This window comes from Huaxiibacter chinensis (assembly GCF_022171985.1).
GTDB lineage: Bacteria > Pseudomonadota > Gammaproteobacteria > Enterobacterales > Enterobacteriaceae > Enterobacter > Enterobacter chinensis_A.
In genome coordinates, this window is record NZ_JAJVHF010000016.1 from 12,342 (window position 1) to 38,590 (window position 26,249).

Consider the following 26,249-nt stretch of genomic DNA (forward strand, 5'->3'; position numbering starts at 1 on the left):
ATTACGCTTTATCACTCGACGAGGGGGATGATTCGGAAACGGGCACAGCGGCTTTGACTTCCGCGCTCGCTGTTTTCACAACGATCTCTTCAGTTGCCTGCGTCTCTACCGTTTCAGGGGTTTGCGATGGGGAACTCGCCTGATGTTCAGCCGCGGCAGGCGTTACGCCTTCTCGCTCCGCTTCGCTGCCTTTCACCACCGGATTACGAATGGTATGAGCCTCGTCGCTCGCTTTTTCAGGATCGTTAACGCTGTAAGAACGCTTCATGGATTCCGCCGCCTCGCGCAGCTCCTCCATTGAGGCTTTCAGTTCAGGCGTCAGGTTGTCCATGCTCGCCTTCTCAACCTTTTTCAGGCTGTCCTGAAACTCCTGAAGCTTAAGTTCCTGCGACAGTTCATTTTGAACGGTGGTTGCCAGCGAACGTAAGGCACGCACCCATCCAGCGACCGTTTTCACAGCCACTGGCAAACGTTGCGGGCCTAAAACAATCAGGCCAATCACGAACACCAGCAGCAGTTCACTAAAACCAATATCGAACACGAATTACACCTGCTCTTTATCGTGGCGTTTAGCGTCTTCCTTTTTGGCTTCTTCTTGTTTATCAGCGATAGACTGAGCGGTGAAATCCGCATCCGGAGTGGATTTCTCCTGCTTCGCTTTATCTTCATCATCGCTGATGGCTTTTTTGAAACCTTTAATGGACGCGCCGAGGTCGGAACCAATGGAACCCAGTTTTTTGGTGCCAAACAGCAGCACAACAATGACGGCAATAATGACTAATTGCCAGATACTGATACCACCCATACATGTTCCTCAGATAGATGATTAAATAACCAGGTCGCATTATACGTCTGCAACCTTATGATAGCGACGCTATTCAGCGCGTTTTTCTCCACCCTGCAAGCCAGACAACCACACCACCGGCCATCAGCCAGGCGGGCATCATCTCCCAGTCAGGGCGGTTGATCAGCAGCAGCGTGCCGCTCAGTAACAGCGTGGCGCCTATTCCAAACAGATAGCGGGACTGCCCCTGACGAACACGATTGGATTGAAGCTCGCGGGTGATTTTATCCATGCTGTGCTGAAGGTTCTTGCTCTGACGCAAACTGTCGTAAACCAGTTCAGGTAATTCCGGCATTTTTTCGATCCAGAACGGGGCTTTCTCTTTAAAAGAGCGCACCAGGGCTGGAATGCCAACCTGATCTTTGATCCACGACTCGAGGAAAGGTTTCGCTGTTTTCCACAAGTCTAACTGAGGATAGAGTTGGCGTCCTACCCCTTCAACGTAAAGTAATGTTTTCTGGAGTAAAACTAATTGCGGTTGCACTTCCATATTGAAGCGCCGTGCCGTATTAAAGAGATTCAACAGAACATGACCAAACGAGATTTCCGACAGCGGCTTTTCAAAGATCGGCTCGCAGACGGTGCGGATAGCAAATTCAAACTCTTCGACGTTGGTATCGGGCGGCACCCAGCCAGAATCGACATGCAGTTCGGCAACTTTCCGGTAATCACGGTTGAAGAAGGCGATAAAGTTCTCTGCCAGATAGCGTTTGTCTTCTTTGTTCAGCGACCCCACAATCCCGCAGTCAATGCCGATATACTGTGGATCTTCCGGGTGTTCATAGCTGACAAAAATGTTCCCTGGGTGCATGTCCGCATGGAAAAAGCTGTCACGGAAAACCTGTGTGAAGAAGACCTGCACGCCACGCTCAGCCAGCAGCTTCATGTTGGTGCCCTGCTTTTCCAGCGCCACAACATCCGAGACCGGAATGCCGTAGATACGCTCCATCACCATCATGTTCTCACTGCAGTAGTCTGAATAGACTTCAGGCACGTACAGCATGGGGCTGTTTTCAAAATTACGGCGCAGCTGGATGGCGTTAGCCGCTTCACGCAGCAGATTTAACTCGTCGATCAGCGTTTTTTCATACTCACGCACCACTTCCAGCGGACGCAGACGTCGGCCATCGGGCAACAGGCGTGGAACCCAACGGGCCAGGCGGTAGATTAGTTTCATATCCGCTCGGATCACCGGCAGGATATCAGGGCGGATCACCTTGATGACCACCTCTTTGCCGTTCTCTTTTAACCGCGCGGTGTGCACCTGAGCAATGGACGCCGAGGCCAGCGGTTCGATCTCAAAATCATCAAACCAGCTTTCGACCGGGATATCGCCCATCGCTGCTTCGATTTGCTGCTTTGCGCGCTTACCCTCGAAAGGTGCAACACGGTCCTGAAGCAGCGCCAGCTGATCGGCGATTTGCGGGGGGAAAAGATCGCGACGAGTGGACAACATCTGGCCGAACTTAATCCATACCGGACCCAGTTCTTGTAATGCCAGTCGGAGTCGTTCGCCAAGGAGTTTGTCTTTATGACGATTAGGCATCCAGAATAGCGTGCGCCGCCAGAGTCGCAGCGGCAGCGTGATGCGCATTCGTGGGATAAGCTCATCAAGGCCGTAACTTAAAAAGGTACGGACGATAAAATAGAGGCGCCGAATTTCACCAGGCGTCATTTGCCCTCCAGTTTTTCCAGCCGTTTGGTTAGCGCGTCAACCGCACGTTCAACTGCAGCAGTCTCTTCGGCAAACCATGCCACTTCCAGCGGGCCAGGCGCCATGCGCCACTCTTCGGTTAATACCTCGGCCACATAGCGCTGTTGGCGCTGCGCGCCTTTACGCAGAAAAGCGGCGCCGCCACGAAAGATCTTACCGATCCCTTCTGCTGCGATGTCACCCGTATAAGGCGCCAGCAGCTCAGCCGGATCGAATTCAGCAAGATCGGCCAGGGCGACAAAGTTCTGTACTACCTGGATATCGCCCTCAACCTCCAGCTCCCCGCTGCGAATAAGCGCAGTCAGCTGTTGCCGATCGCGAAGTTTGGGCAGCACGCTAAGGCGCGTAATGACGGCGCAATCCGCCTCACCTTCCCACTCGCCCAGCACATCAAGCTGGCGTTCGCTGAAGACCAGGACGACTGGCGTCGAGAACTCCTTCAGGACAATTTTAAGGACCTTGCCATTCAGGCGCTGACGAGCCGTTTTCAGTGCGGGCGAACGATACAGAAAGGTATTGAGTACGCCTTCGATACCAGCCGTCACCAGGGGTTTAACAGGCATGAGCGACCTCCACTCAGAACTTATAACCGCGATGTAGGGCGACAACACCTGCCGTCAGGTTGAAGTACTCAACGTTCTCCAGACCCGCGTCCTGCATCATGGCTTTTAAGGTGTCCTGATCCGGGTGCATACGGATAGATTCCGCCAGGTAGCGATAGCTTTCGCCATCTTTTGCCACCAGCTCACCGATACGCGGCAGAACGTGGAAAGAGTAAGCGTCGTAGGCCTTGCTTAACGGATCGATAATGGGTTTAGAGAACTCCAGCACCAGCAGACGTCCACCCGGCTTCAACACACGGTACATGGAACGCAGCGCTTTCTCTTTGTCGGTAACATTACGCAAACCGAAAGAGATTGTGATGCAGTCGAAGGTGTTGTCCGGGAACGGCAGGGCTTCGGCATTGGCCTGAACATATTCGACATTGCCTACCACACCGATGTTACGCAGCTTTTCACGCCCCATTTTCAGCATAGAGTCGTTGATGTCGGCCAGCACAACGCGCCCGGTTTCACCTACCATACGGGAGAATTTTGCCGTTAAATCGCCGGTTCCCCCCGCTAAATCTAAGACGGTCTGACCACGACGCACGCCGCTACAGTCGATAGTGAAGCGCTTCCACAAGCGATGGATCCCGAATGACATCAGGTCATTCATGACATCATACTTTGCCGCCACGGAATGAAATACGTGGGCAACCATGTCAGCTTTCTGCGCTTTGGCGACAGTCTGAAAGCCAAAGTGTGTCGTATCTTGTGAATCTTCAACCATCTCAGTGCCTGCTAATCAGTCAAATGTGCATGAAGTGTAACAGATTGGGCGCGTTTGCCCTACGTTTCAACCACCGTGAAAGAAACGGTCTGCCTGCGTTTCGTTGGCAGATTGTGCGCCTAACGTCTTGTCTTGATTGTGACTATTAACCCCATTTTCGCCCTCACGCAGACGATACTCTTCATCCTGTGCGGTGGCCTGTTCGGCTAAATCCGGATTAATCTCGCGTTTTACTTCGACCCCCAGACTGCGAAAGGCTTCTGCCTGGGCGAGTAAATTGCCACGGCCAGAGGAGAGCTTTTTCATCGCCTGCCGGTAGTTGTCCTGGGCACGGTCGAGGTTTTGCCCGACAGAGGTCATATCGTCCACAAACAGGCGCATTTTGTCGTATAGCTTGCTGGCGCGATCGGCAATGTGCTGCGCGTTTCGGCTTTGGTGCTCGTAGCGCCACAGGTTCGCGATAGTGCGCAAGGCCACCAGCAGCGTGGTGGGGCTGACCAGCATAATGTTGTTTTTTAGCGCTTCGGTAATCAGTTCAGGCTGTCTGTCCAGCGCCAGCAAAAAAGCGGGTTCAACCGGGATAAACATCAGCACATAATCCAGCGAACGCAGGCCGGGTAACTGCTGGTAATCTTTTCTGCCCAGCAGGCGAATATGGTTACGCACGGAGGCGATATGTTCCGACAGCGCGGATTCCCGCGTGTAGTCGTCTTCGGCATTAAAATAACGTTCATAGGCAACCAGGGTCATTTTGGCATCGATGACCACATCCTTGCCCTGCGGGAGACGCACGATAACATCCGGCTGCATGCGGGCACGGGATTCGGTCTCAATGCTCACCTGTGTTTCATATTCATACCCTTCCCGCAGGCCGGAGGCCTCCAGCACGCGGGTGAGCACGACTTCGCCCCAGTTGCCCTGAGTTTTATTATCGCCTTTCAGCGCCCGCGTCAGGTTAACCGCTTCCTGGGTCATCTGGGCGTTAAGCTGCTGGAGATTACGGATTTCATGGGCCAGAGTGTGGCGTTCACGCGCCTCCTGGCCGAAGCTGTCCTGAACCTGACGGCGAAAGCCATCGAGCTGTTCGCGCAGCGGGGTCAGTAAGCCCTGCAGACTTTGGCGATTTTGTTCATCGACGCGACGGTTGCTCTGTTCAAAAATGCGGTTAGCGAGATTCTCAAACTGCTCGCTCAGCCGCTGCTCGCTGTTCATCATCTGGCGAATTTTGTCTTCCGCGTGCAGTTGGGTCGACTCCAGTCGGGTGGTTACTTCACGCAGATCCGCTTCCAGAGAGGTGTTGATATCGCGCAGGTTGCGCAGCTCGTTGTTAAGCAACTCACACTCTTCGCGCCAGTGGCTGCTCTGGGATAGCTGTTGTTTTGCCGCGCTCAGTTCCGCCACCATCTCTTCACGATCGGCCAGTTGATCGGCTTTATGCTGCGCATGTTGGTAGCCGGAAATCAGCCAGCCCACACCCGCGCCCACCAGCGCAATCACTGCATACATCACGATAGAGATATCCACAACGCCTCCTGCTTCAAACTGTTACCCGCACAAAATAGAATTGTGCTGTATAAACGTCCAGTTTGAAAGGGATTTCCTGCGAGGCATTACGCAAAAAAGAAAAGGCCGAACGTGTCGGCCTTGAGTCAGGAAGGAGCAAGATTAGATCAGGCGGCGCGCCGCTTCTACCACGATTTTCACCGCGTGGCTTTCCGTCTGCTTCATGGTTTCTGCGTTAGGGATCTCTTGCTGGGTGCGGTTGACGATAACGCCCGCCACCATACCGGCACGCAGGCCCTGACTTGCGCACATGGTCAGCAGCGTGGCGGATTCCATCTCGTAGTTCATCACGCCCATGGCCTGCCACTCTTCCATTGAACCTTTAAAGCGGTTGACCACACGACCAGAGAAGGTGTCATAACGCTCCTGGCCTGGGTAGAAGGTATCGGAAGAGGCGGTTACGCCAACGTGCGTGGTCGCACCGATGGATTTCGCCGCCTCTACCAGAGCGGTAGTACAGTCGAAATCGGCCACCGCCGGGAATTCCATTGGGGCGAAGTGCAGGCTTGCACCGTCAAGACGCACCGATGCGGTCGTGACCAGCACGTCACCTACATTGATATGCGGCTGAATTGCACCGGTAGTGCCGATGCGCAGGAAAGTCCGAATGCCCAGTTGCGCCAGTTCTTCAACCGCGATAGAGGTCGACGGACCGCCGATACCGGTTGAACATACAATCACCGCTTTACCATCCAGCTCAGCACGCCAGGTGGTGAATTCACGATGGGCTGCCAGTTTGACCGGCTTATCCATCAGCGCGGCGATCTTTTCCACACGCTCAGGATCGCCCGGGACGATGGCCAGCGTAGCCCCTTGTAAATCGTTTTTAGTGAGGCCGAGATGAAAAACATCAGACTTAGACATAGGTGACTCCTCTGTGGGTCGGGTTGTCAGAAGAAGTAAAACGGTACTTTACAGAAGCATAAGGCTTAATTTCGTGACAGACCTCACCACGAATGAAAATGATTGCAGTTAATTACCATAAAAAGGTGATTTGCATCACACTAATAAGTTATATCGCTGACGTCTGCACAAAAGATAGACCGTTTCGGGCACTGTGAGTTGTTAACTTGAGGTCTATATTTATTTGCACCAACGGGTACGGAGAATACCATGACTCAGAAAACACATTTTGCACCTGCTGCAGCCCCCCACGCCTCCACCATCGTCTCAACCCCTGAGGATGCGATTACGGCGGGTGAAACCTCCATCCCGTCACAGGGTGAGAATATGCCTGCCTATCACGCGCGACCCAAGGAGGCAGAAGGCCCTCTTCCCATCGTCATTGTGATTCAGGAAATTTTCGGCGTGCATGAGCATATTCGCGACATTTGTCGTCGCCTCGCGCTGGAAGGTTATCTCGCGGTCGCGCCGGAACTTTACTTCCGACAGGGCGATCCGAATGACTACAACGATATCCCGACGTTGTTCAGTAACCTTGTCAGTAAGGTGCCCGATGCACAGGTACTGGCCGATCTGGACCATGTCGCCAGCTGGGCTGCGCGCAATGGTGGCGATCCGCACCGCCTGATGGTGACTGGCTTCTGCTGGGGTGGACGCATCAGCTGGCTGTACGCGGCCCACAATCCGCAGCTTAAAGCCGCTGTCGCCTGGTATGGCAAACTGGTGGGTGAAAAAACGCTTAACTCGCCAAACCATCCCGTTGATATTGCGACCGATTTAAACGCACCGGTACTGGGGCTGTACGGCGCGGAGGACACCGGTATCCCGCTGGATACCGTAGAAACCATGCGCCATGCGCTGCGGGCGGCCAATGCGAAGGCCGAAATCGTGGTGTATCCGGAGGCGGGTCACGCTTTCAATGCCGATTATCGCCCGAGCTATCATGCCCAGTCCGCTAAAGATGGCTGGCAAAGAATGCTGGACTGGTTTAGCCAGTACGCACGTAAAAAATAAGCGCGATACCTGAACGTGAAAGGCCCGGTGGCGATAACGCCTTACCGGGCCTTTACGCCTGCTGAGTTCAGCAGGTTGGATACGTCATGCTGCGTCGTTATGCCTGACGCAGGTTCTGCGCCGCCTGCACCATGTTCGCCAGGGCGGCACGCGTCTCTGGCCAGCCGCGGGTTTTGAGTCCGCAGTCCGGATTCACCCACAGACGCTCAGCCGGGATCCGCTGTGCTGCTTTCTCCAGCAACGCTTCGATCCACTCCACGCTCGGCACATTCGGTGAGTGAATGTCATACACCCCCGGTCCGATTTCATTCGGATAGTCGAACTCCTCAAACGACTCCAGCAGTTCCATATCGGAACGTGACGTCTCGATGGTAATCACGTCCGCATCCAGCGCGGCGATGGAATCCATGATGTCGTTAAATTCGCAATAACACATGTGTGTATGGATCTGCGTGTCGTTCTTTGCCACGGCAGCGTTGATACGGAAGGCCTCCACGCCCCATTGCAAATAAGCATCCCAGTCACTGCGACGCAGCGGCAGACCTTCACGCAGTGCAGGTTCGTCGATCTGGATAATGCCAATACCCGCCGCTTCCAGATCGGCCACTTCATCACGCAGCGCCAGCGCAATCTGTTTGGCGATGGTTTCGCGGCTCACGTCTTCACGCGGGAACGACCAGCAGAGAATAGTGACCGGACCGGTCAGCATGCCTTTCACCGGCTTGTCGGTCAGAGACTGGGCATACTTCGCCCATTCAACGGTGATGGCTTCAGGACGGCTGACATCGCCAATGACGACCGGGGGTTTTACGCAGCGGGAACCGTAGCTTTGTACCCAGCCGTTCTGGGTGAAGACAAAACCGTCCAGGTGTTCACCGAAGTATTCCACCATGTCGTTTCGCTCGGCTTCACCATGCACCAGCACGTCCAGGCCTAAACGTTCCTGTTCCACAATCGCCTGCTTAATATGTTCGGCGATGCCGGTGCGGTAATGGTTTGCGTCCAGATTGCCCTTTTTGAAGTCCAGACGCAGGCCGCGAATTTCTGTGGTCTGCGGGAATGAGCCAATTGTCGTCGTTGGCCAGGCAGGCAAGCTGAAGCGCGCTCGCTGCGCTTCGGCACGCACGTCATACGGGTCCTGACGCTGGCTGTCCTGCGCGGTAATGGCGGCCAGACGTTTTTCGACGGCGGCGTTGTGAACGCGGGACGAATGACGACGGGCCTGAATCGGCGCGCTCCATTCAACCAGGCTGGCGGTATCGCCCGTGTTTAGCGCATCGCGCAGCAGCGCCAGCTCTTCGCATTTTTGCAGGGCGAAGGCAAACCAGCTCTTCACTTCCGCATCCAGACGCGTTTCAACGCTCAGATCGATTGGGCTGTGCAGCAGGGAGCACGACGAGGCGACCCACAGCTCGCGTTTGCCGACGAGCGTTTTAATCCGGGCATATTTTTCTGTCAGATCCGCACGCCAGACGTTGCGTCCATTGACCAGCCCCGCTGACAGCAGCCAGTCCGCAGGAAGACGTTGATGCAGCTCAGCCACATCGTCTTTGCCGTGGACAAGGTCAACGTGCAGCCCCTGCACTGGCAGCGCAGCGAGGGTGTCGAGGTTTGGCGTAACACCTTCAAAATAGGTGGTCAGCAGAAGCTTCACCTGGCCGCTCAGCGCATCATAAGCGGGCTTAAAGGCATCAAGCCAGTCTTGCTCTAATTCGAGCACCAGCGCAGGTTCGTCAATCTGGACCCACTCAACGCCGCGTTTTGCCAGCTCGGCCAACACCTGCTGGTAGACAGGCAGGATATCGTTCAACAGCGTCAGGCGATCAAACTGTTCACCCTTCACTTTACCCAGCCATAAATAGGTCACAGGACCGAGCAGCACAGGCTTAATGGTATGCCCCAGCGCCAGCGCTTCATCCACTTCATCCAGCAGCTGCGTCCAGGTCAGTTTGAACTGCTGGCCTTTGACGAATTCCGGCACCATGTAGTGATAGTTGGTGTTAAACCATTTGGTCATTTCTGCCGCTGCGGCGGGTTCTCCCGTTGGCGCACGACCACGACCAAGACGGAAAAGAGTATCGATATCGACCGAGCCATCTTTGTTCTGATGACGAGCCGGCACGTTACCAAGCAGCAGGCTGGTGGTCAGAACATGGTCGTACCAGGCGAAATCGCCTACCGGCAGCAAATCAATGCCCGCCTGGCGCTGCTGATCCCAGTGACGCGCACGCAGCTCGCGGCCCACGGCCAGCAGTTCTTCGCGGCTGGATTTACCCGCCCAGTAACTTTCTTGTGCTTTTTTCAGTTCACGGCGCAAACCAACGCGAGGGAAACCGAGAGTGTGGTTGATTACAGTCATGTGTCATTCCTCTAAGAATTCATTGAATCTGAAGGTAAAACTCTAAACAGTTCGGCTGGCAGGAAGGCGGCCCCGCAACGTATCCCCCGCAACGTATCCCCCGGAGCTTACTGAAGTAAGAGACGAGAGTAAGCGAGGATGCCAACGCATCTGCCAGTCGAAATATGACGAGTTTGGACGTCCAGATGTTTACACATCCATAATTGGCGGTTACTGTATATTCCTCAAGCGCAAAATGTTCATGGCGAAGTGAAGGACTTTCATGATCGAGATAAAACATCTGAAAACGCTACAGGCGTTGCGGAACTGCGGCTCGCTGGCGGCGGCGGCAGCCACGCTGCATCAGACCCAATCCGCCCTTTCTCACCAGTTCAGCGATCTGGAACAACGCCTTGGCTTTCGTCTCTTCGTGCGTAAAAGCCAGCCGCTCCGCTTCACGCCGCAGGGCGAAGTTTTACTTCAACTGGCTAATCAGGTGCTGCCTCAGATTGCTTCCGCGTTACAGGCGTGCAACGAGCCTCAGCAGACGACACTGCGTATCGCTATCGAATGCCATAGTTGTATTCAGTGGCTGACGCCTGCGCTTGAGAACTTCCGCCAGAAATGGCCCCAGGTGGAGATGGATTTCAAATCTGGCGTGACCTTTGATCCGCAGCCGTCGCTCCAGCAAGGCGAACTGGACGTGGTGCTCACGTCTGATATTTTGCCCCGCAGCGGTCTGCATTATTCACCGATGTTTGATTTCGAAGTGCGTCTGGTGCTGGCGCCGGATCATGCGCTGGCGAGCAAAACGCGCATCACGCCCGAAGATCTGGCGACCGAGACGTTGCTGATTTACCCGGTTCAACGCAGCCGCCTGGATATCTGGCGCCATTTCCTGCAACCTGCGGGAATGAGCCCGAACCTGAAAAGCGTGGATAACACCCTGCTGCTGATACAGATGGTGGCGGCGAAGATGGGCATCGCGGCGCTGCCCCACTGGGTGGTTGAGAGCGTTGAGCGCCAGGGTCTGGTAGTGACTAAAACCCTGGGCGAGGGGTTGTGGAGCCGGCTGTACGCTGCCGTGCGCGATGGCGAGCAGCGTCAACCGGTTACGGAGGCCTTTATTCGCTCAGCGCGGAATCACGCTTGCGACCATCTGCCGTTTGTTCGGAGCGCGGAGCGACCCAATGGCGATGCACCCATAGCGAAGCCAGAATCACCGTTCCCCCAATAATAAAGCTGGGCCAGTGGGGCTGCTCCTGCCAGATAGCGAGGTTTACCAGCAATCCGGCGGGGACATGAACGTTATTCATAATGCCCAGCGTACCGGCGTCCACCTGCGTCGCACCGTAGTTCCACATAAAGTAGCCCAGACCCGAAGCCACCACGCCTAGCCAAATCAGCACGCTCCACTGCACGGTGGTGGTGGGCAGCTTTTGTGGATTTCCCAACATAAACCACGCCACCACAGCAACGATCGCCGCGCCAAGGTAGAACCAGGCAAAGGCGTTATGCTGCGGCATCGGGCGGGTTTCCATCAGGCGTTTATAGCCGACCATGCCTATAGCGAAGCTGATATTCGCCAGCTGAACAAACATCAGCCCGGTCCAGAAGTGATCGCTAATTTTGTCATAGCGAATGATTGCCGCGCCTGCCACTGCCAGGGTCGCACTCAGCAGATAACCCCAGCGCAGACGTCGCTTACTCAGCAGATCGTATATCAGCGTGATGTAGAGCGGGGTGAGCACCGTAAACAGCAGAAATTCCGACACGGACAGGTAGACGTAAGCCCGAAAGCTGAACAGATACATGATGCCAAGCTGCATCGCCCCCACCAGCATATACAGCAGAAGGGTTTTTAGCGTTTGACCACGCGTACGCAGGAACGGCAGGAATACCAGCGCCGCCAGCCCCACGCGCATCAGTACGGAGAAATAACTGTCGACCGAACCCGCAAGGTATTCGCCAATCAGGCTAAAGGAGAAGGCCCACAGGATCGTGGTGATAATGAGTAGCGCCACAGTGCTTGTCTCTCTGAAAGATGGACAGGCATTGTAGCGAACTCTTTAGTTGACAACTGAACAATAAACAATCGAATGAAGATTATTCAAGGTACAGCTTGCGCAGATAATTCGGTACCGCGTTATCGGTATTGGTGCCGATGACTTCCAGCTCCGGATGCAGATCTTTCAGACGTTGATGCGCATTTTCCATAATGCAGCCTTTACCCGCCATTGAGAGCATCTCCGCATCGTTCATGCCGTCGCCGAAAGCAATGCAGTCTTTCAGTTCATAGCCCAGACGTTTCGCGACCGCTTCCAGGGCGTGGCCCTTCGATACGCCGCCTGCCATCACTTCCAGACAGGTGAGCGTTGAGAAGCTTACGTTGACGCGATCGCCCCAGCGCGCGTTGATTGCCTGCTCCAGCGGCAACAGCTCTTCGTGACTTTCACAGGTGAAGAACACCTTGCTGATCCCTTCAGGCTCCAGCAGGCCCGGTTCATACAGCGAATAGTTGAATACCGCTTCCTTGAAGAAACGCATTTCGTCCGGACGGTGACGGTTCATAAACCAGTCGTCATTACGATAAACGTTGGTCACGATACCCGGGTTGTTATGCACCACGCCAAAGAGATCGGCGGCAATATCGCGGTCAAGGTTATGGGTGAAAATCAGGTTGCCATCCGTGTCATGCACGCGAGCACCGTTGGAGGTGATCATGTAGGCTTTGATTTCCAGGTTATCGCGGATCTGCCCTACGTCCACGTGGTGACGACCGGTCGCGAAGACAAAATTGACGCCGCGTGCAGTCAGAAGCTTTAAGGTCTCTTTCGCATAAGGCGAAAGGGTGTGATCGGGAGAAAGCAGCGTGCCATCTAAGTCAGATGCAACAACCTGGTACATAGGGATTTCAACCTCTGGTGATAAAAGTAATCAGTTATGCCTGTCGAAAAAATCAACAATGGCGTTTAGCGCGACTGAGCGCATAGTGTCCTTTTCAAAAAGGATCTCATGGTACGCGCCCTTTATGACCAGCGGTTTACCCCCTTCACAAGGGGCGCCTGCGGCCGCGCGTAATTCACAAAAGCGGTCATGCATGCGGTTATCCACCACACGCTCCTCTTCTGCCTGAATCAGTAAAGTCGGCGTAGCGTCATCGCCCGCTCCGGCAAGCGCAGACTCTCCGGCAAGGATGCCTTCACGCACCCAGTGATAGGTTGGGCCCCCTACGCGCAGACGCGGCTCGTCGGCGTAAAAGCGCAGGTTGCGGCGATAGCGCTGTCGGCTGTGGGTTAACACATTGATCGCGAAAGGCAGCGCCCGCCAGCGCCCGGTGCCGATGGCATAACCTTCACGAATACGCTGATGGCCCTCAGCCCAGTCGAGAATATGGCGTACCATCCAGTCGGGAAAACGCATCACGATGCCAAACATGGGTGCCGTCAGCGCAATCGCATCGCACTGCGGTGAATGACGTTGCAAAAACAGCGTGGCAATCGCCCCGCCCATCGAATGCGCCAGGATGTAACGTTTCCGCCACGGCCCCGGCTGCACTTCCTGCTGCCAGAACGCGGCGAGATCGTCGACATAGTCGCTGAAATTCACCACGTGCCCACGGTGCGAATCAGATAATAACCGCCCGGAACGTCCCTGACCCCGGTGATCGATGATGAAGACATCGAAACCCAGATGGAACAGGTCATAGGCCAGCTCAGCATATTTTACGTAACTTTCAATCCGACCCGGGCAAACGACGATAACCCGATCGTTTTTTACATCCCGAAAACGCACAAAGCGTACCGGAATATCGTCCACGCCCGTAATTTCGGCCTCTTCACGCTGACGCCAGAAATCGGTCAGCGGTCCCATGGAGAAAGCAGCAAATGCGTTCTCGCGTGTTTCCCAGTCCTTTTTCTGCTGAAACATTGGGTGTGTGCCCCTGTAAGCCACGGAAAATCGTTTTTTTGTGATGCTTCACAAAATGACTCAACAATAGCGTATTGTGGCATAAAAATAGACGATTCGGGAGTTTCAAATGACCTTCGAGTGGTGGTTCGCTTACCTGCTGACATCCATCATCCTCAGCCTTTCACCGGGTTCTGGCGCGATCAATACCATGACCACCTCCATCAATCATGGCTATCGCGGCGCGGCGGCATCCATAGCGGGGTTACAGACGGGGCTTGGGATCCACATCGTTCTGGTGGGTATCGGGCTGGGTACGCTGTTCTCGCGTTCGGTACTGGCTTTTGAGGTGTTGAAGTGGGCGGGTGCAGCCTATCTCATCTGGCTTGGCATTCAGCAGTGGCGCGCCGCAGGTTCGATAGACCTGAACACCCTTGCCCATACCCAAACCCGTCGTCACCTGTTTAAGCGCGCGGTCTTTGTGAATCTGACCAACCCGAAAAGTATCGTTTTTCTGGCAGCGCTCTTTCCACAGTTTATCGTGCCCCATCAACCACAGGTGATGCAGTACGTGGTGCTTGGCGCGACCACCATTATTGTCGATATCATCGTGATGATTGGTTACGCGACGCTGGCGCAGCGAATTGCGGCGTGGATTAAAGGGCCTAAGCAGATGAAGGCCCTGAATAAAATCTTTGGTTCGCTGTTTATGCTAGTTGGGGCGCTGCTTGCGTCAGCGCGCCATGCTTAGCGAGAAATGATGAGATGAATGCCAAAGCCGGCGAACAGCGCGCCGGCGAAGCCGTCAATCCACTTCGCAATACGCTGATAACCGCGACGCATTGCCGGTAAGGCAAACAGGCTGGCCACCACGGTAAACCAGGCAAAGGTTTCTACCACGATCAGCAGGAAGATGCCCCAACGCCCACCCGCGCCCACGTTGTCACCCACAAACAGGGAGAACACGGAGCCGAAGTAGATAATCGCTTTTGGGTTCGCCAGATTCGTGAGCAGCCCTTTAAGAAAACTACGGCCGCCCGTTGCCAGTTCAACCGTCGGTTCTTCCGGCTTTTTATCGTCTTTTTTCAACGCCCCGCGCAGCATCTGGTAGCCCATCCAGCACAGATACAGACCCCCGCCCACCATAATGATGTTATGCAGCCACGCCATCTTCGCGAGGATCAGATTCAGCCCCAGCAAGGCAACTGCCGCCCAGACCATAACGCCCATGGTGATACCAAGCACGCCCATCATCGCCTCTTTACGGGAACGGCTGACGGCGGTCTGTGAGACAAAGAAGAAGTCGGGGCCAGGGCTCATCAGCGCAACAATGTGCACCAGAGCGACGGTCAGGAATAACATAAGCATGATGATTGGCTCGCGGGAAAAAAGTCGTTCAGTGAGCAACCATCCTGGCATTTTTTAGCCAGGATGACTACTCCTCATCATCGCCGTCTGCATGAGAGCGGATCAGCGCCATAAACTCTTTGCCAAAACGCTCCAGCTTGCGCGTTCCAACGCCGTTAACGCTGAGCATTTCGCCCGCGCTGAGCGGCATTTGTTCGGCCATTTCGATAAGCGTTGCATCGTTGAACACCACGTATGGCGGAATGTTCTCTTCGTCGGCAATGGCTTTACGCAGTTTACGCAGCTTGGCAAACAGCTTGCGATCGTAGTTGCCGCCATAGGATTTCTGCATCACGCGCGGTTTTAGCGCCACGACACGCGGCACGGCGAGCTGGAGTTCAATTTCACCGCGTAATACCGGACGCGCCGCTTCAGTCAGCTGTAGCGCAGAATGTTGCGCGATATTCTGCGTGGCGAACCCCAGATGGATCAGCTGGCGAATAATGCTCACCCAGTGCTCGTGGCTCTGCTCTTTACCGATACCGTAGACCGGCAACTTATCATGGCCCATCTCGCGGATACGCTGATTGTTGGCCCCCCGCAGCACTTCCACGACATACCCCATGCCAAAGCGCTGGTTGACGCGTCCAATGGTAGAGAGCGCTTTACGCGCGTCCATAAGGCCATCGTACTGCTTTGGCGGATCGAGGCAGATATCGCAGTTACCGCACGGCTCCTGGCGCCCTTCACCAAAGTAATTGAGCAAGACCAGGCGACGGCAGGTTTGCGCTTCGGCAAAGGCCCCCATGGCGTTGAGCTTATGGCGTTCGATATCCAGCAGCTGTCCGGCCGGTTTTTCTTCGAGGCAGCGGCGCAGCCAGGCCATATCGGCCGGATCGTAGAACAGCATCGCTTCCGCTGGCAGGCCGTCACGCCCGGCACGACCCGTTTCCTGATAGTACGATTCGATATTGCGCGGAATATCGAAATGCACCACAAAGCGGACGTTGGGCTTGTTTATGCCCATCCCAAACGCCACGGTGGCGACCACGATTTGCAGATCGTCGCGCTGAAACTTTTCCTGCACGTCGGCGCGAATATGATTCTCCAGCCCGGCATGGTACGCCGCTGCGCTGAAGCCTCTGTTTTGCAGACGTGCGGCGGTGTCTTCCACTTTCGCGCGGCTGTTACAGTAGATAATACCGGACTTGCCGCGTTGTTCCTGGACGTATCGCAGAAGCTGATCCAGAGGCTTGAACTTTTCCATCAGCATATAGCGGATGTTAGGTCGGTCGAAGCTGCTGACCTGGATAAAGGGATCGTTCAGTCCAAGCAGACGGACAATATCAAGACGCGTGGTGTCATCGGCGGTGGCGGTCAGCGCCATAAAGGGCAAGGCAGGAAAACGCTGGCGCAGTTGGCCCAGCGCGGCATATTCCGGGCGGAAATCGTGTCCCCACTGAGAGATACAGTGCGCCTCATCCACCGCCAGTAACACGGGGTTCCAGTGGGCTAAATGCTCGAGGAAGTTATCCAGCATCAGCCGCTCAGGGGCGATATACAACAGGCGGATTTGCCCGTTACGGCAGCCTGCCATCACCTCCTGCTGCTGTTCCCGGGTTTGCGTGGAGTTAATGCAGGCAGCGGCCACGCCGTTTGCCAGCAGTTGGTCCACCTGATCTTTCATCAGGGATATCAGCGGCGACACCACAACCGTCAGGCCGTTAAGAACCAGCGCGGGCACCTGATAGCACAGGGATTTTCCCCCGCCGGTTGGCATCACCACCAGGCAATCGCGGCCTTCCAGCACGGTTTCAATGATGGTTTCCTGGCCAGGGCGGAATTGCTGATAGCCAAAGGTTTCGTGTAGAACCTGTTTAGCCAGCGATTCCTGATTCATTACTTCCGCCTGCGCCACATTGACCCCATTTACCAGAATAAAAAACAGGCGCTATTTTCAGCGCCTGAGAGAGAAAGTTCAACGTTTAACGCAAAAACATTCGAGCCTGCTAGAAAATGTCGTTGAGCATGACACCGACACCCACGCGCGTCTGGTTGTAATTGTAATCAATCAGCGACTCGCCATAGCCGCTATAAACCTGGGTATAAATTCGCACGTGTTTGGTCAGTGGATAGCTCAGGCCCATCTCTGCGCCGCCATAGCCGGTGTTCCAGTTGTACTGGCCTTTCACGCTCAGCACCGCGTCACCTAACTGATAGCCCACTTTCAGCTGATAGTAGCCCATGTATTTGGTGATATCCGGGTTGTCGTCGGTGTCACCCACTACGTACCAGGGTTTCACTTCCACCATGAAATTACCGTTTTGCGCCATCAGACGCGTATAGGCACGGTTCCAGCTACGGGAGGTTGGGTCGGAGCGGCCATTCGAGTCGTGGTTAAAGCCGAACTCAACATCGCGTAGCGTCCACCCGGCAAATTCATAGTCGGTCGCAAAACCGAGGAAGAGCTGCGGCTCATAGTTCGTTTCACGGAAAGGTGAAGACTCCCCTCTGTTAGAAAGCTGCCACCATGACTTCTGGGTATAAGAGGCCCCGAGAACCGAATTCGGTCCCACAATGCCGCGCCAGAAGGGAAACGCCAGGCTGAGCTGGAATTTAACTTCATCTTTACGCGCATTATCAGCCCAGTTATAGGAGCTGATAGCCTCTTTATTCAGATCGCTGGTTTGCGTGTAGATGACGTAATTCGTGTCATACGGATAAAGCGTGAACGGATTGTCATGCTCCTGAAGAAGGTTGGCGATAATGCTGCCGTGTACGGCAGGTTTATCGTGAACTTCTTTAACTGTCGCTTCCTGCGCAAATGCTGTGAAGGGCAGCGCAACGCCTGCCAGTAGCCAACCCAGATACGTCCGCATCGGTGGTGCTCTCCTGCGAAAAAAATTATTTGATGAATTATGTCGGCACATTCTACCTGTTTCTTCGTGAACTTCCCCTCCTGGTTTCTGAAAGTGGAAAATCCTCCTCCAGAAGCATAAAATCAACAACTCATTAACAAAAGGATGTCATTTTTCATGTCAGCTACGCTTACCGCTGAAGAAGCGTTAAAACTCGTGGGCGAGATTTTTGTCTACCATATGCCCTTCAACCGTGCGTTAGGACTGGAACTGGAGCGCTATGAGAAAGCCTTCGCGCAGTTAAGCTTTAACAACCAGCCGATGATGGTGGGCAACTGGGCGCAAAGTATTTTGCATGGTGGGGTGATCGCCTCAGCGCTGGATGTTGCCGCCGGGCTGGTCTGCGTGGGCAGCACGCTGACGCGTCACGATACCATTAACGAAGATGAACTTCGTCAGCGCCTGTCGCGCATGGGCACCATCGATCTTCGCGTGGATTATCTGCGTCCTGGCCGTGGAAATCGCTTTACCGCCACCAGCAGCCTGCTGCGGGCGGGCAATAAGGTCGCCGTCGCGCGCGTTGAATTGCATAACGAAGATCAGGTGTATATCGCCAGCGCAACTGCCACTTATATGGTGGGTTAAGACGCGTAAATCGGGTAAAATTATTTCACTTTTCTGTAACGGATTTTCCCGATGGATGCTAAGCAAACGCGGCAGGGCGTGCTACTCGCTCTTGCCGCATATTTTATTTGGGGTATCGCGCCCGCCTATTTCAAGCTGATTCACTACGTTCCAGCCGATGAGATCCTCACCCACCGCGTGATTTGGTCATTTTTCTTTATGATCGCCCTGATGAGCGTAAGCCGTCAGTGGTCCGGGGTGAAAGTCTTGCTTCAAACGCCGAAGAAAATTTTTCTGCTGGCGCTTTCTGCCGTCCTGATTGGCGGTAACTGGTTACTGTTCATTTGGGCGGTGAATAACCATCACATGCTGGAAGCCAGCCTTGGCTACTTTATTAATCCGCTGGTGAATATTGTTCTGGGGATGCTGTTCCTCGGCGAACGTTTCCGTCGGATGCAATGGGTGGCGGTCCTGCTTGCTTTCTGTGGCGTTCTGGTCCAGCTGTGGACCTTTGGTTCACTGCCGGTGATCGCGCTGGGGCTGGCGTTCAGCTTTGCGTTTTACGGCCTGGTGCGCAAGAAGATTGCCGTTGAAGCCCAGACAGGAATGCTGTTCGAAACGCTGTGGCTCCTGCCGCTGGCCGCGATTTATCTGTTTGGTATTGCCGATAGCAGCACCAGCCATATGGGGAGCAATCCGTGGTCGCTTAATCTGATGCTGATGGCCGCCGGGGTCGTGACCACCATTCCACTGCTGTGCTTTACCGGTGCCGCGACGCGTCTGCGATTGTCGACGCTGGGCTTTTTCCAGTACATCGGCCCAACGCTCATGTTCCTGCTGGCCGTGGTGTTTTATGACGAAGTGCCAGGCGCGGATAAAATGGTGACCTTTGCCTTTATCTGGGTGGCGCTGGCGGTATTTGTGGCGGACGCTATTTATACGCAGCGCAGAACGCGCAAAGGATTGTGATGAGTGCCGGAGAGCGACAACGCCACCTCCGGCCATAAAGACTTACATGGCGGGTAAACGCAGCGCCACCCGCCAGCTTTTACAACCAGTTACGACGCTTAAAGTACAGATACGGCGCAAGCCCGGCGAGCAGCATAAATATAATCGCGCCCGGGTAGCCAAAGCTCCACCTCAGTTCCGGCATAAACTCGAAGTTCATCCCGTAGCTCGATGCCACAAGCGTTGGGGGCAGAAACACCACCGAGACCACCGAGAAGATTTTGATGATGCGGTTCTGCTCGATGTTGATAAAGCCCATCGCCGCCTGCATCAGGAAGTTCACCTTCTGGAACAGGGATTCATTGTGCGGCAACAGGGATTCGATATCGCGCAGAATTTCACGCGCCTGCTCCAGCTGACCGCCCGGTAAACGCGCTTTACGCACCAGGAAGTTCAGCGCACGTTGGGTATCCATCAGACACAAACGCACTTTCCAGCCGATATCTTCCTGCTCTGCCAGCGTGGAGAGCGCTTCATCGTATTCATCGCCCTGATGCCCTTCCATGATGACGCGGCTGAGCTTTTCCAGATCGCTATAGATGTTTTCGATTTCGTCTGCCAGCTGTTCGATTTTCGTTTCAAACAGATCGAGCAACAGCTCGTAGGCGTTGCCGTCAACCATCGCCTGGCTGCGGGCACGCATACGGTACAGACGAAACGCTGGCAGTTCACGTTCCCGCAGGGTGAAGAGGCGACCGTCGCGAATGGTAAACGCCACGGTGGAGTTACCGGCGTGATCGTCAGCATCTTCATAGAAGAAGAAGGAGTGAATGTGCAGACCGTCTTCGTCTTCAAAGAAACGTGCGGATGCTTCGATATCTTCCAGTTCCGGGCGGGTTGCCAGGTTTTGTCCAAGTTCAGATTGCACGCGCAGGCGTTCATCGTCGTCCGGCTCGACCAGATCCACCCATACGGCGTCAATGAGGGGCTGTGACTCTTCAGCTTCAAGCCGAATCAGTCGGTTTTTTTCGAGTTGAAATGCGCTCAACATGACCGGGACTCCCAATGCAAAATATATCGGACAGTTCGGTGGGCACACTGAAACAATAAGGGTTTCAGACCATTAAACAGCCTGACTCAGCGCGACGGGAAAAGAGGTCGCTGACAACCACTAAGGCCATCAGCAAGAGGAGATAGCCTTAGGAGTTGTTCCTGGATGACAGGGAATTGAGCCAGTATCTACTGGGTGTGTCCAAGGCGAATGTCCTCTTAGCGTAATCGTGCGCGCATGTTACGCCAGCACTAATAGTGGCGTCAACACGCAGCGGAACGCGGAAGCGCAATAAATCGCCTTCAGTGATTAAGGCTAGCACATCATTACAAAATAATGATATTTTTCTGAAAGTTACACTGTTTCCAGTCTGGCGTAAGCGGCAACCAGCCATTTGATCCCCTGCCCCTGGAACGCCACCTGCAGGCGGCTGTGCTCGCCGCTGCCTTCCAGATTGACGATGGTGCCTTCGCCAAATTTAGCATGGCGAACACGCTGTCCGAGCTTAAATCCTGTATCGTTTTCAGACATCGGCGTGCCCATTCGCTGATGGTTCACAGGGCGGCTGACGCTGGCGCGCAGGCGCACCTCTTCAATACAGGCTTCTGGCAATTCACCGATAAAGCGTGAAGGACGGTGGTAGACCTCTTTGCCATACAGACGACGGGTTTCAGCATAGGTTAACGTCAGCTTTTGCATCGCACGCGTAACGCCAACATAGGCCAGACGACGCTCTTCCTCCAGACGTCCGCCTTCGTCCAGCGACATCTGACTCGGGAACATGCCCTCTTCCATACCCACGATAAAGACCTGAGGGAACTCAAGCCCTTTCGCGGAGTGAAGCGTCATTAACTGCACCGCATCCTGCCAGGTATCAGCCTGCCCTTCTCCCGCTTCCAGCGCGGCGTGGGAGAGGAACGCCTGAAGCGGCATCAGGTCTTCGTCTTCTTCGTTGTAACTGAACTGGCGCGTCGCCGTCACCAGTTCTTCTAAGTTTTCGATACGCGCCTGACCTTTCTCGCCCTTTTCCTGCTCATACATGATGCGCAGGCCGGAGTCTTTAATCACCCGATCGGTCTGTACGTGCAGGGGCATATCGGCCGTTTCCTGTGCCAGCGCGTCGATAAGCTCCAGGAAACGCTGCAGGGCGCTCGCCGCTCGCCCGGCAAGGGCTTTCTCCTGCAACAGTTCACGGCAGGCTTTCCAGAGCGTGAGTTGACGTTCCCGGGCCGCCTGACGCACGACGTCAAGCGTACGGTCACCAATGCCACGCGTCGGGGTATTCACCACGCGCTCAAAAGCGGCATCGTCGTTACGGTTGGCAATCAGGCGAAGATAAGAGAGCGCATCTTTGATCTCCTGGCGCTCGAAGAATCGCATGCCGCCATAAATGCGGTACGGCATGCTGACCTGCAGCAACGCCTCTTCCAGCACGCGCGACTGGGCGTTGCTGCGATAGAGAATGGCGCACTGCTCCAGCGCGCCGCCGTTGTCCTGCCAGGTTTTAATCCGGTTGACCACGAAGCGGGCTTCGTCGAGTTCATTGAATGCACAGTAGATCGAAATCGGTTCGCCATCGATGCCGTCGGTCCAGAGCTTTTTACCCAGACGCCCGTTGTTATTCTCAATTAGGGCGTTGGCTGCGCTCAGAATGTTGCTGGTCGAGCGGTAGTTCTGTTCCAGACGAATAGTTTCGGCACCCGGGAAGTCGTTCAGGAAGCGCTGGATGTTTTCCACCTGCGCGCCGCGCCAGCCGTAAATGGACTGGTCGTCATCGCCGACAATCATCACCTTACCGGTATCGCCTGCCAGCAGGCGAATCCATGCGTACTGAATGTTGTTGGTATCCTGGAATTCGTCCACCAGAATATTGGTGAAACGTTCACGGTAGTGTTGCAGGATATGCGGCTTGTTGAGCCAGAGCTCGTGTGCACGCAGCAGCAGCTCGGCAAAATCCACCAGACCTGCCCGATCGCACGCTTCCTGGTAGGCCTTATAGACGTTCTGCCAGGTCTGCTCGACTGGGTTGCCGAAGCTCTGGATATGGTGAGGCCGCAGCCCTTCGTCCTTTTGACCGTTGATGTACCACATCGCCTGACGGGGCGGCCACTGCTTCTCGTCAAGGTTCATCGCCTTGATAAGGCGCTTTAACAGACGCAGCTGATCTTCGCTGTCGAGGATCTGGAAATCCTGCGGGAGATTGGCGTCCATATGGTGCGCGCGCAGCAGACGGTGCGCCAGGCCGTGGAAAGTGCCGACCCACATACCGCCCTGGCTGGTGCCCATCAGCTGTGCAATACGGTGACGCATCTCCGCCGCCGCTTTGTTGGTAAAGGTTACCGCCATAATGGAGTACGGCGAGCAGTTCTCGACGCTTTGTAACCAGGCGATACGGTGTACCAGAACACGCGTCTTACCGCTGCCCGCCCCAGCCAGCACCAGCATGTTTGTGCGCGTCGCGGCAACCGCGTCACGCTGTTTGTCATTAAGGCTGTCGAGCAGGTAAGAAACGTCCATTGGCACCGTCACGTAGTCATCAGGAAAACCGCAAAGCGCCCGATGGCGCTTCGCCTACCCGGGTCTGCAATGACAAAACCCTGGTAATTTATACAATACTGCTGGTGATTATATCAGCGTGGTGAGGGATGCCAACCGCGAAATTTCCAGGTGAGGTAACAGGCGGCTGTCTGCGGTTTGCATCAGATCGGCATTTTCAGGCTTGATCCAGCATGCCTGCATCCCACAGCGGATCGCGCCTGCGACGTCAGTCGTGAGATCGTCACCCACATGTAAAATCTGCCCCAGCGGCAACGCCAGTTTTTCCGCAGCCAGATGATACATATCGTTAAAAGGCTTCGAACGCCCGTGCGGGCCTGCGCGCAACACGAACTCGAAATAGTCCCCCAGACCAAACAGCTCCGGTTGAGCATTACCATTGGTAATCGCCACCAGCGGCCACTTTTCTGCCAGCGTCTTCAGCGTGTCGTGCGTCTCTTGCGGGACGTCAATGCGGCTGCGCCACTTAGCAAAGTTCGCCATAGAGGCTTCGGCTCCCAGCGCCGCCTCTTGCGGACTGAGCCCTGCGTTCAGCATGGCCTGCTCCACGGCACGCCGACGCCATTCCGTCACGTCATGGTAGATGTCCGGCTCCGTCTCGCGTAATGCCTGACGCAAGCGCTGAAAATCGGTATTTTGCAGTGATTTCAACGAGGGATGATAGTTCTGCACAAAGGACAACGCTTCCTTTTCGGTCCGCAGGATCACCTGGCGGTTGTCATAAAGGGTGTCATCAAGATCGAAGGTCAAGGCAGAAATCTGACCTAAAGGGCGGTAAAAACGCATTATTTCCCCCGTTTGGCGCGTGGATGCGCCGAGTCATACACCGAAGCAAGGTGCTGAAAGTCTAAGTGGGTATAGATTTGGGTGGTCGATAAGTTGGCGTGGCCAAGCAATTCCTGTACGCCACGCAGATCGCCGCTGGATTCCAGCATGTGGGTGGCAAAGGAGTGGCGCAGCTTATGCGGATGCACATGGCTATTCAGTCCCTGCTTGATTCCCCATTCAGCGAAACGCTTTTGCACATTACGGGCAGAGATACGCTTGCCCAGTTTTGACAGAAACAGTGCGTTTTCCTCTGTGCCAAACAGGCCACGCAGATCCAGCCAGTGCTCTATCCAGGCCACCGCGTTGCGTCCGATCGGCAGACGACGCTCTTTGCTCCCCTTCCCCATCACCCACACTTCGCCGGTATCCATATCGAGATGTTTCAGATCCAGATTGACCAGCTCGGATAAACGCAGGCCAGCGCCATACATCACCTCAAGCATCGCCCTGTCGCGTACCGCGAGAGGATCGTTGAGATCGATATCCAGCAGACGGTTAACGTCATCCACGTCGATATTTTTGGGCAGATGGCGCGGGGCTTTCGGTGTGGCTATCCCTTTCGCCGGGTTGGCTTTTAACGCGCCCTGGCTGACCAGCCAGTCAAAGAAACTGCGTAACGCCGAGAGGCGCAGCGCCAGGCTGGCAGGACCTAAGCCTTTACGTCGGCTTCGCACGACAAATCCACGCACGGTGGCGGCATCACACTGTTGCCAGCTTTTCAGACCCAGCTCGTCGGCAATCAGCATAATGGCATCAAGCTGACGCTGATAGTTCAGCAGAGTAATTGGGCTAAGCTGACGCTCAACGCCCAGGTAGCGCAGAAATCGCGCGACGTGGGTCGTCAGAAGAGAATCTGTCATACGCGCTCAATCCAGCGCTCCAGCAGCTCAGGCAACATCAGGGCAATTTCCTGCAATAAATGCGTGGCCTGGCCCTGCTCGTAGTGGTGCGGATCGCGGCTGGTAAAAAGCAGGACGCCCAAATCGCCGTCACGCCCCATCAGCGACATCGCCACGGAGCCAATCGCTTTGGCCTCTGGTAGCACCACCAGCAGTTCCGGTCCGTTCAGCGGGCCCAGGTAGTGATGCTCGTGTCCAAGACGCTGAATGCGCAGCGGTTCAAACGCCTGGCGGTTCAGCGCAAGATGGGTAAAGCCAGACGGTGCGCCAATGCGCCAGCGATCGGGGAACAGGCGAAGGGTTGCCCCGGCCAGCCCCAGCTCGCGCGCCCAGCGATGGAAACGACTGAGAAACTCCTCCAGGCTGTGGGCAGACGCCAGGCGGGCCTGCAAGTTCAGCAGACGATAAAACAGGCTTTCGTTATTGCTGGCCTGCTCCATGAGCAACGTCATATTCTCTTCAAGCTGATTGATATGCTTGCGCGAGCGCGCCATGTGCCATTCAACCAGCGACACGGTTTCGCGAACCGGATGCGGCACGCGCATCTGTTCGACCACGCGCGCATTACGAATAAAAAACGCAGGATTGTTCAGCAGATAATCAACGACAGCCCGGTCGTCCAGCTCCGTCAATGTTTCCTGCAGTTCTTCCCCTGGTTGTTTCATAGATGGATAAACCCGTCGTAGACATGTGCCGCCGGGCCAGTCATATACAGTGGATGACCCGGACCTTTCCAGGCGATATCAAGGCGACCGCCCGGTAATTCGACGCGAACCTCTTCTGCCAGTAACCCCTGAGAGATACCGACAGCCACGGCCGCGCACGCGCCGCTGCCGCAGGCCCGCGTTTCGCCCGCACCGCGCTCATAAACGCGCAGGCGGATGTGTTCACGCTTCACTACCTGCATAAAACCGATATTCGCCCGCTCAGGGAAGCGCTCGTGGCTCTCCATGATTGGACCTAACGTCTCAACGGCTGCCGTGTCGACATCATCAACCTGAATTACGCAGTGCGGATTGCCCATGGAAACCACGCCGCACAATACTGTTTGCTCGGCCGCGCGCATGATATAGGTCTTTTCCGCTTTGATAGCGCGAAAGGGGATCGCCGACGGCTCAAAATTAGGTTCGCCCATGTTCACGCGAACCAGATCGTCATCGGTGACGCTAAGCACCATGCGTCCATTTGCCGTGCTGACGCGAATATCACGTTTGTTGGTAAGCCCTTTCAAGCGGACAAAACGGGCAAAACACCGTGCGCCATTGCCACACTGCGACACTTCGCTGCCGTCCGCATTGAAAATGCGATAGTGAAAATCGAGGTCGGGATCGTACGGAGGTTCGACCACCAGCAACTGATCAAATCCCACGCCCAGATGCCTGTCCGCCAGACGGCGGATCAGCTCCGGGGAAAAAAAGACATTCTGCGTTACCGCGTCGACGACCATAAAATCGTTACCAAGGCCATGCATTTTAGAGAACTGCATCATCTACTCCATTGCGCGGGTACAGAACGTGATTA

At 55.1% G+C, this 26,249-nt stretch carries 26 protein-coding genes; 5 read left to right on the forward strand and 21 right to left on the reverse strand.

Annotated elements, in window-relative coordinates; translation table 11 throughout:
* Window position 1 precedes the first annotated feature (1 nt).
* The 7 genes from tatB to udp all read right to left on the reverse strand — a co-directional run bounded on the left by tatB (window position 2) and on the right by udp (window position 6,317).
* The gene (gene tatB / locus LZP96_RS21400; RefSeq protein ID WP_258926343.1) at window positions 2–541 is read right to left on the reverse strand and encodes a Sec-independent protein translocase protein TatB; all 540 of its coding nucleotides are present in this window, start codon (window positions 539–541) and stop codon (window positions 2–4) included.
* A gap of 3 nt (window positions 542–544) precedes the next feature.
* Complete coding sequence (gene tatA, locus LZP96_RS21405; protein WP_064327882.1) at window positions 545–805, reverse strand: Sec-independent protein translocase subunit TatA; 261 nt, start codon at window positions 803–805, stop codon at window positions 545–547.
* Window positions 806–878: 73 nt separating this feature from the next.
* Window positions 879–2,519 (reverse strand): ubiquinone biosynthesis regulatory protein kinase UbiB, encoded by a 1,641-nt coding sequence (gene ubiB, locus LZP96_RS21410; RefSeq protein WP_064327883.1) that lies wholly within the window; start codon window positions 2,517–2,519, stop codon window positions 879–881.
* Window positions 2,516–3,121, reverse strand: coding sequence for a ubiquinone biosynthesis protein UbiJ (gene ubiJ / locus LZP96_RS21415; protein ID WP_064327884.1), 606 nt, complete (start codon window positions 3,119–3,121; stop codon window positions 2,516–2,518). Before ubiJ ends, ubiB begins: the two co-directional genes overlap by 4 nt.
* A 13-nt stretch (window positions 3,122–3,134) precedes the next feature.
* A complete protein-coding gene (ubiE, locus tag LZP96_RS21420; protein WP_064327885.1) occupies window positions 3,135–3,890 on the reverse strand; it encodes a bifunctional demethylmenaquinone methyltransferase/2-methoxy-6-polyprenyl-1,4-benzoquinol methylase UbiE in 756 nt (251 codons plus the stop codon).
* A gap of 66 nt (window positions 3,891–3,956) precedes the next feature.
* On the reverse strand, window positions 3,957–5,414 hold the full coding sequence (rmuC, locus tag LZP96_RS21425; protein WP_258926344.1) for a DNA recombination protein RmuC: 1,458 nt from the start codon (window positions 5,412–5,414) through the stop codon (window positions 3,957–3,959).
* A gap of 141 nt (window positions 5,415–5,555) precedes the next feature.
* Window positions 5,556–6,317: a uridine phosphorylase gene (gene udp / locus LZP96_RS21430; protein WP_064327887.1), complete on the reverse strand. Its 762-nt coding sequence runs from the start codon at window positions 6,315–6,317 to the stop codon at window positions 5,556–5,558.
* Between the two features lie 249 nt (window positions 6,318–6,566).
* Here udp and LZP96_RS21435 point away from each other — a divergent pair, with 249 nt between their 5' ends.
* A complete protein-coding gene (locus tag LZP96_RS21435) occupies window positions 6,567–7,370 on the forward strand; it encodes a dienelactone hydrolase family protein (RefSeq protein ID WP_064327888.1) in 804 nt (267 codons plus the stop codon).
* Between the two features lie 97 nt (window positions 7,371–7,467).
* Here LZP96_RS21435 and metE read toward each other — a convergent pair whose 3' ends face one another.
* Window positions 7,468–9,729, reverse strand: a complete 2,262-nt coding sequence (gene metE / locus LZP96_RS21440) for a 5-methyltetrahydropteroyltriglutamate--homocysteine S-methyltransferase (protein ID WP_064327889.1) — start codon at window positions 9,727–9,729, stop codon at window positions 7,468–7,470.
* A gap of 262 nt (window positions 9,730–9,991) precedes the next feature.
* Here metE and metR point away from each other — a divergent pair, with 262 nt between their 5' ends.
* Window positions 9,992–10,945, forward strand: a complete 954-nt coding sequence (metR, locus tag LZP96_RS21445; protein ID WP_064327890.1) for an HTH-type transcriptional regulator MetR — start codon at window positions 9,992–9,994, stop codon at window positions 10,943–10,945.
* Here metR and LZP96_RS21450 read toward each other — a convergent pair.
* From LZP96_RS21450 to pldB, 3 genes are all read right to left on the reverse strand, one after another.
* Entirely contained in the window at window positions 10,833–11,732 is a 900-nt protein-coding gene (locus LZP96_RS21450) for a carboxylate/amino acid/amine transporter (protein ID WP_258926345.1), read from the reverse strand. The two genes, metR and LZP96_RS21450, sit on opposite strands and share 113 nt — an antisense overlap.
* 82 nt (window positions 11,733–11,814) lie before the next feature.
* Window positions 11,815–12,615 carry a sugar/pyridoxal phosphate phosphatase YigL gene (yigL, locus tag LZP96_RS21455; RefSeq protein ID WP_064327892.1) on the reverse strand — a complete coding sequence of 267 codons (801 nt, stop codon included), beginning with the start codon at window positions 12,613–12,615 and terminating at the stop codon, window positions 11,815–11,817.
* Between the two features lie 30 nt (window positions 12,616–12,645).
* Window positions 12,646–13,638: a lysophospholipase L2 gene (pldB, locus tag LZP96_RS21460; RefSeq protein WP_258926348.1), complete on the reverse strand. Its 993-nt coding sequence runs from the start codon at window positions 13,636–13,638 to the stop codon at window positions 12,646–12,648.
* A 109-nt stretch (window positions 13,639–13,747) separates the two neighbouring features.
* Here pldB and rhtB point away from each other — a divergent pair, with 109 nt between their 5' ends.
* Window positions 13,748–14,368, forward strand: a complete 621-nt coding sequence (rhtB, locus tag LZP96_RS21465) for a homoserine/homoserine lactone efflux protein (protein ID WP_258926350.1) — start codon at window positions 13,748–13,750, stop codon at window positions 14,366–14,368.
* Here rhtB and rhtC read toward each other — a convergent pair.
* The 3 genes from rhtC to pldA all read right to left on the reverse strand — a co-directional run bounded on the left by rhtC (window position 14,365) and on the right by pldA (window position 17,843).
* Window positions 14,365–14,985 carry a threonine export protein RhtC gene (gene rhtC / locus LZP96_RS21470; RefSeq protein WP_258926351.1) on the reverse strand — a complete coding sequence of 207 codons (621 nt, stop codon included), beginning with the start codon at window positions 14,983–14,985 and terminating at the stop codon, window positions 14,365–14,367. The two genes, rhtB and rhtC, sit on opposite strands and share 4 nt — an antisense overlap.
* Before the next feature lie 67 nt (window positions 14,986–15,052).
* Window positions 15,053–16,882, reverse strand: a complete 1,830-nt coding sequence (gene recQ / locus LZP96_RS21475) for an ATP-dependent DNA helicase RecQ (RefSeq protein ID WP_258926353.1) — start codon at window positions 16,880–16,882, stop codon at window positions 15,053–15,055.
* Between the two features lie 91 nt (window positions 16,883–16,973).
* On the reverse strand, window positions 16,974–17,843 hold the full coding sequence (gene pldA, locus LZP96_RS21480) for a phospholipase A (RefSeq protein ID WP_064327896.1): 870 nt from the start codon (window positions 17,841–17,843) through the stop codon (window positions 16,974–16,976).
* A 156-nt stretch (window positions 17,844–17,999) separates the two neighbouring features.
* Between pldA and yigI the strand changes: the two genes are divergently transcribed.
* Both yigI and rarD read left to right on the forward strand, forming a co-directional pair.
* A complete protein-coding gene (gene yigI, locus LZP96_RS21485; RefSeq protein ID WP_064327897.1) occupies window positions 18,000–18,467 on the forward strand; it encodes an acyl-CoA thioesterase YigI in 468 nt (155 codons plus the stop codon).
* A gap of 51 nt (window positions 18,468–18,518) precedes the next feature.
* Window positions 18,519–19,415: an EamA family transporter RarD gene (gene rarD / locus LZP96_RS21490; protein WP_064327898.1), complete on the forward strand. Its 897-nt coding sequence runs from the start codon at window positions 18,519–18,521 to the stop codon at window positions 19,413–19,415.
* 79 nt (window positions 19,416–19,494) lie between these two features.
* On the opposite strand, the gene corA is transcribed toward rarD, so the two are convergent.
* The 7 genes from corA to dapF all read right to left on the reverse strand — a co-directional run bounded on the left by corA (window position 19,495) and on the right by dapF (window position 26,214).
* On the reverse strand, window positions 19,495–20,445 hold the full coding sequence (gene corA / locus LZP96_RS21495) for a magnesium/cobalt transporter CorA (protein ID WP_064327899.1): 951 nt from the start codon (window positions 20,443–20,445) through the stop codon (window positions 19,495–19,497).
* Window positions 20,446–20,593: 148 nt separating this feature from the next.
* The gene (gene ysgD / locus LZP96_RS21500) at window positions 20,594–20,650 is read right to left on the reverse strand and encodes a YsgD/CorL family protein (RefSeq protein WP_212743980.1); all 57 of its coding nucleotides are present in this window, start codon (window positions 20,648–20,650) and stop codon (window positions 20,594–20,596) included.
* Window positions 20,651–20,799: 149 nt separating this feature from the next.
* The gene (uvrD, locus tag LZP96_RS21505) at window positions 20,800–22,962 is read right to left on the reverse strand and encodes a DNA helicase II (RefSeq protein WP_064327900.1); all 2,163 of its coding nucleotides are present in this window, start codon (window positions 22,960–22,962) and stop codon (window positions 20,800–20,802) included.
* 108 nt (window positions 22,963–23,070) lie between these two features.
* Window positions 23,071–23,787 carry a 5-amino-6-(5-phospho-D-ribitylamino)uracil phosphatase YigB gene (gene yigB, locus LZP96_RS21510; protein WP_064327901.1) on the reverse strand — a complete coding sequence of 239 codons (717 nt, stop codon included), beginning with the start codon at window positions 23,785–23,787 and terminating at the stop codon, window positions 23,071–23,073.
* Complete coding sequence (gene xerC / locus LZP96_RS21515) at window positions 23,787–24,689, reverse strand: tyrosine recombinase XerC (RefSeq protein WP_064327902.1); 903 nt, start codon at window positions 24,687–24,689, stop codon at window positions 23,787–23,789. The genes yigB and xerC overlap by 1 nt, the downstream gene beginning before the upstream one ends.
* Window positions 24,686–25,393, reverse strand: coding sequence for a DUF484 domain-containing protein (locus tag LZP96_RS21520; protein WP_258926354.1), 708 nt, complete (start codon window positions 25,391–25,393; stop codon window positions 24,686–24,688). The genes xerC and LZP96_RS21520 overlap by 4 nt, the downstream gene beginning before the upstream one ends.
* Window positions 25,390–26,214: a diaminopimelate epimerase gene (dapF, locus tag LZP96_RS21525; protein ID WP_064327904.1), complete on the reverse strand. Its 825-nt coding sequence runs from the start codon at window positions 26,212–26,214 to the stop codon at window positions 25,390–25,392. Before dapF ends, LZP96_RS21520 begins: the two co-directional genes overlap by 4 nt.
* Between the last annotated feature and the right edge of the window lie 35 nt (window positions 26,215–26,249).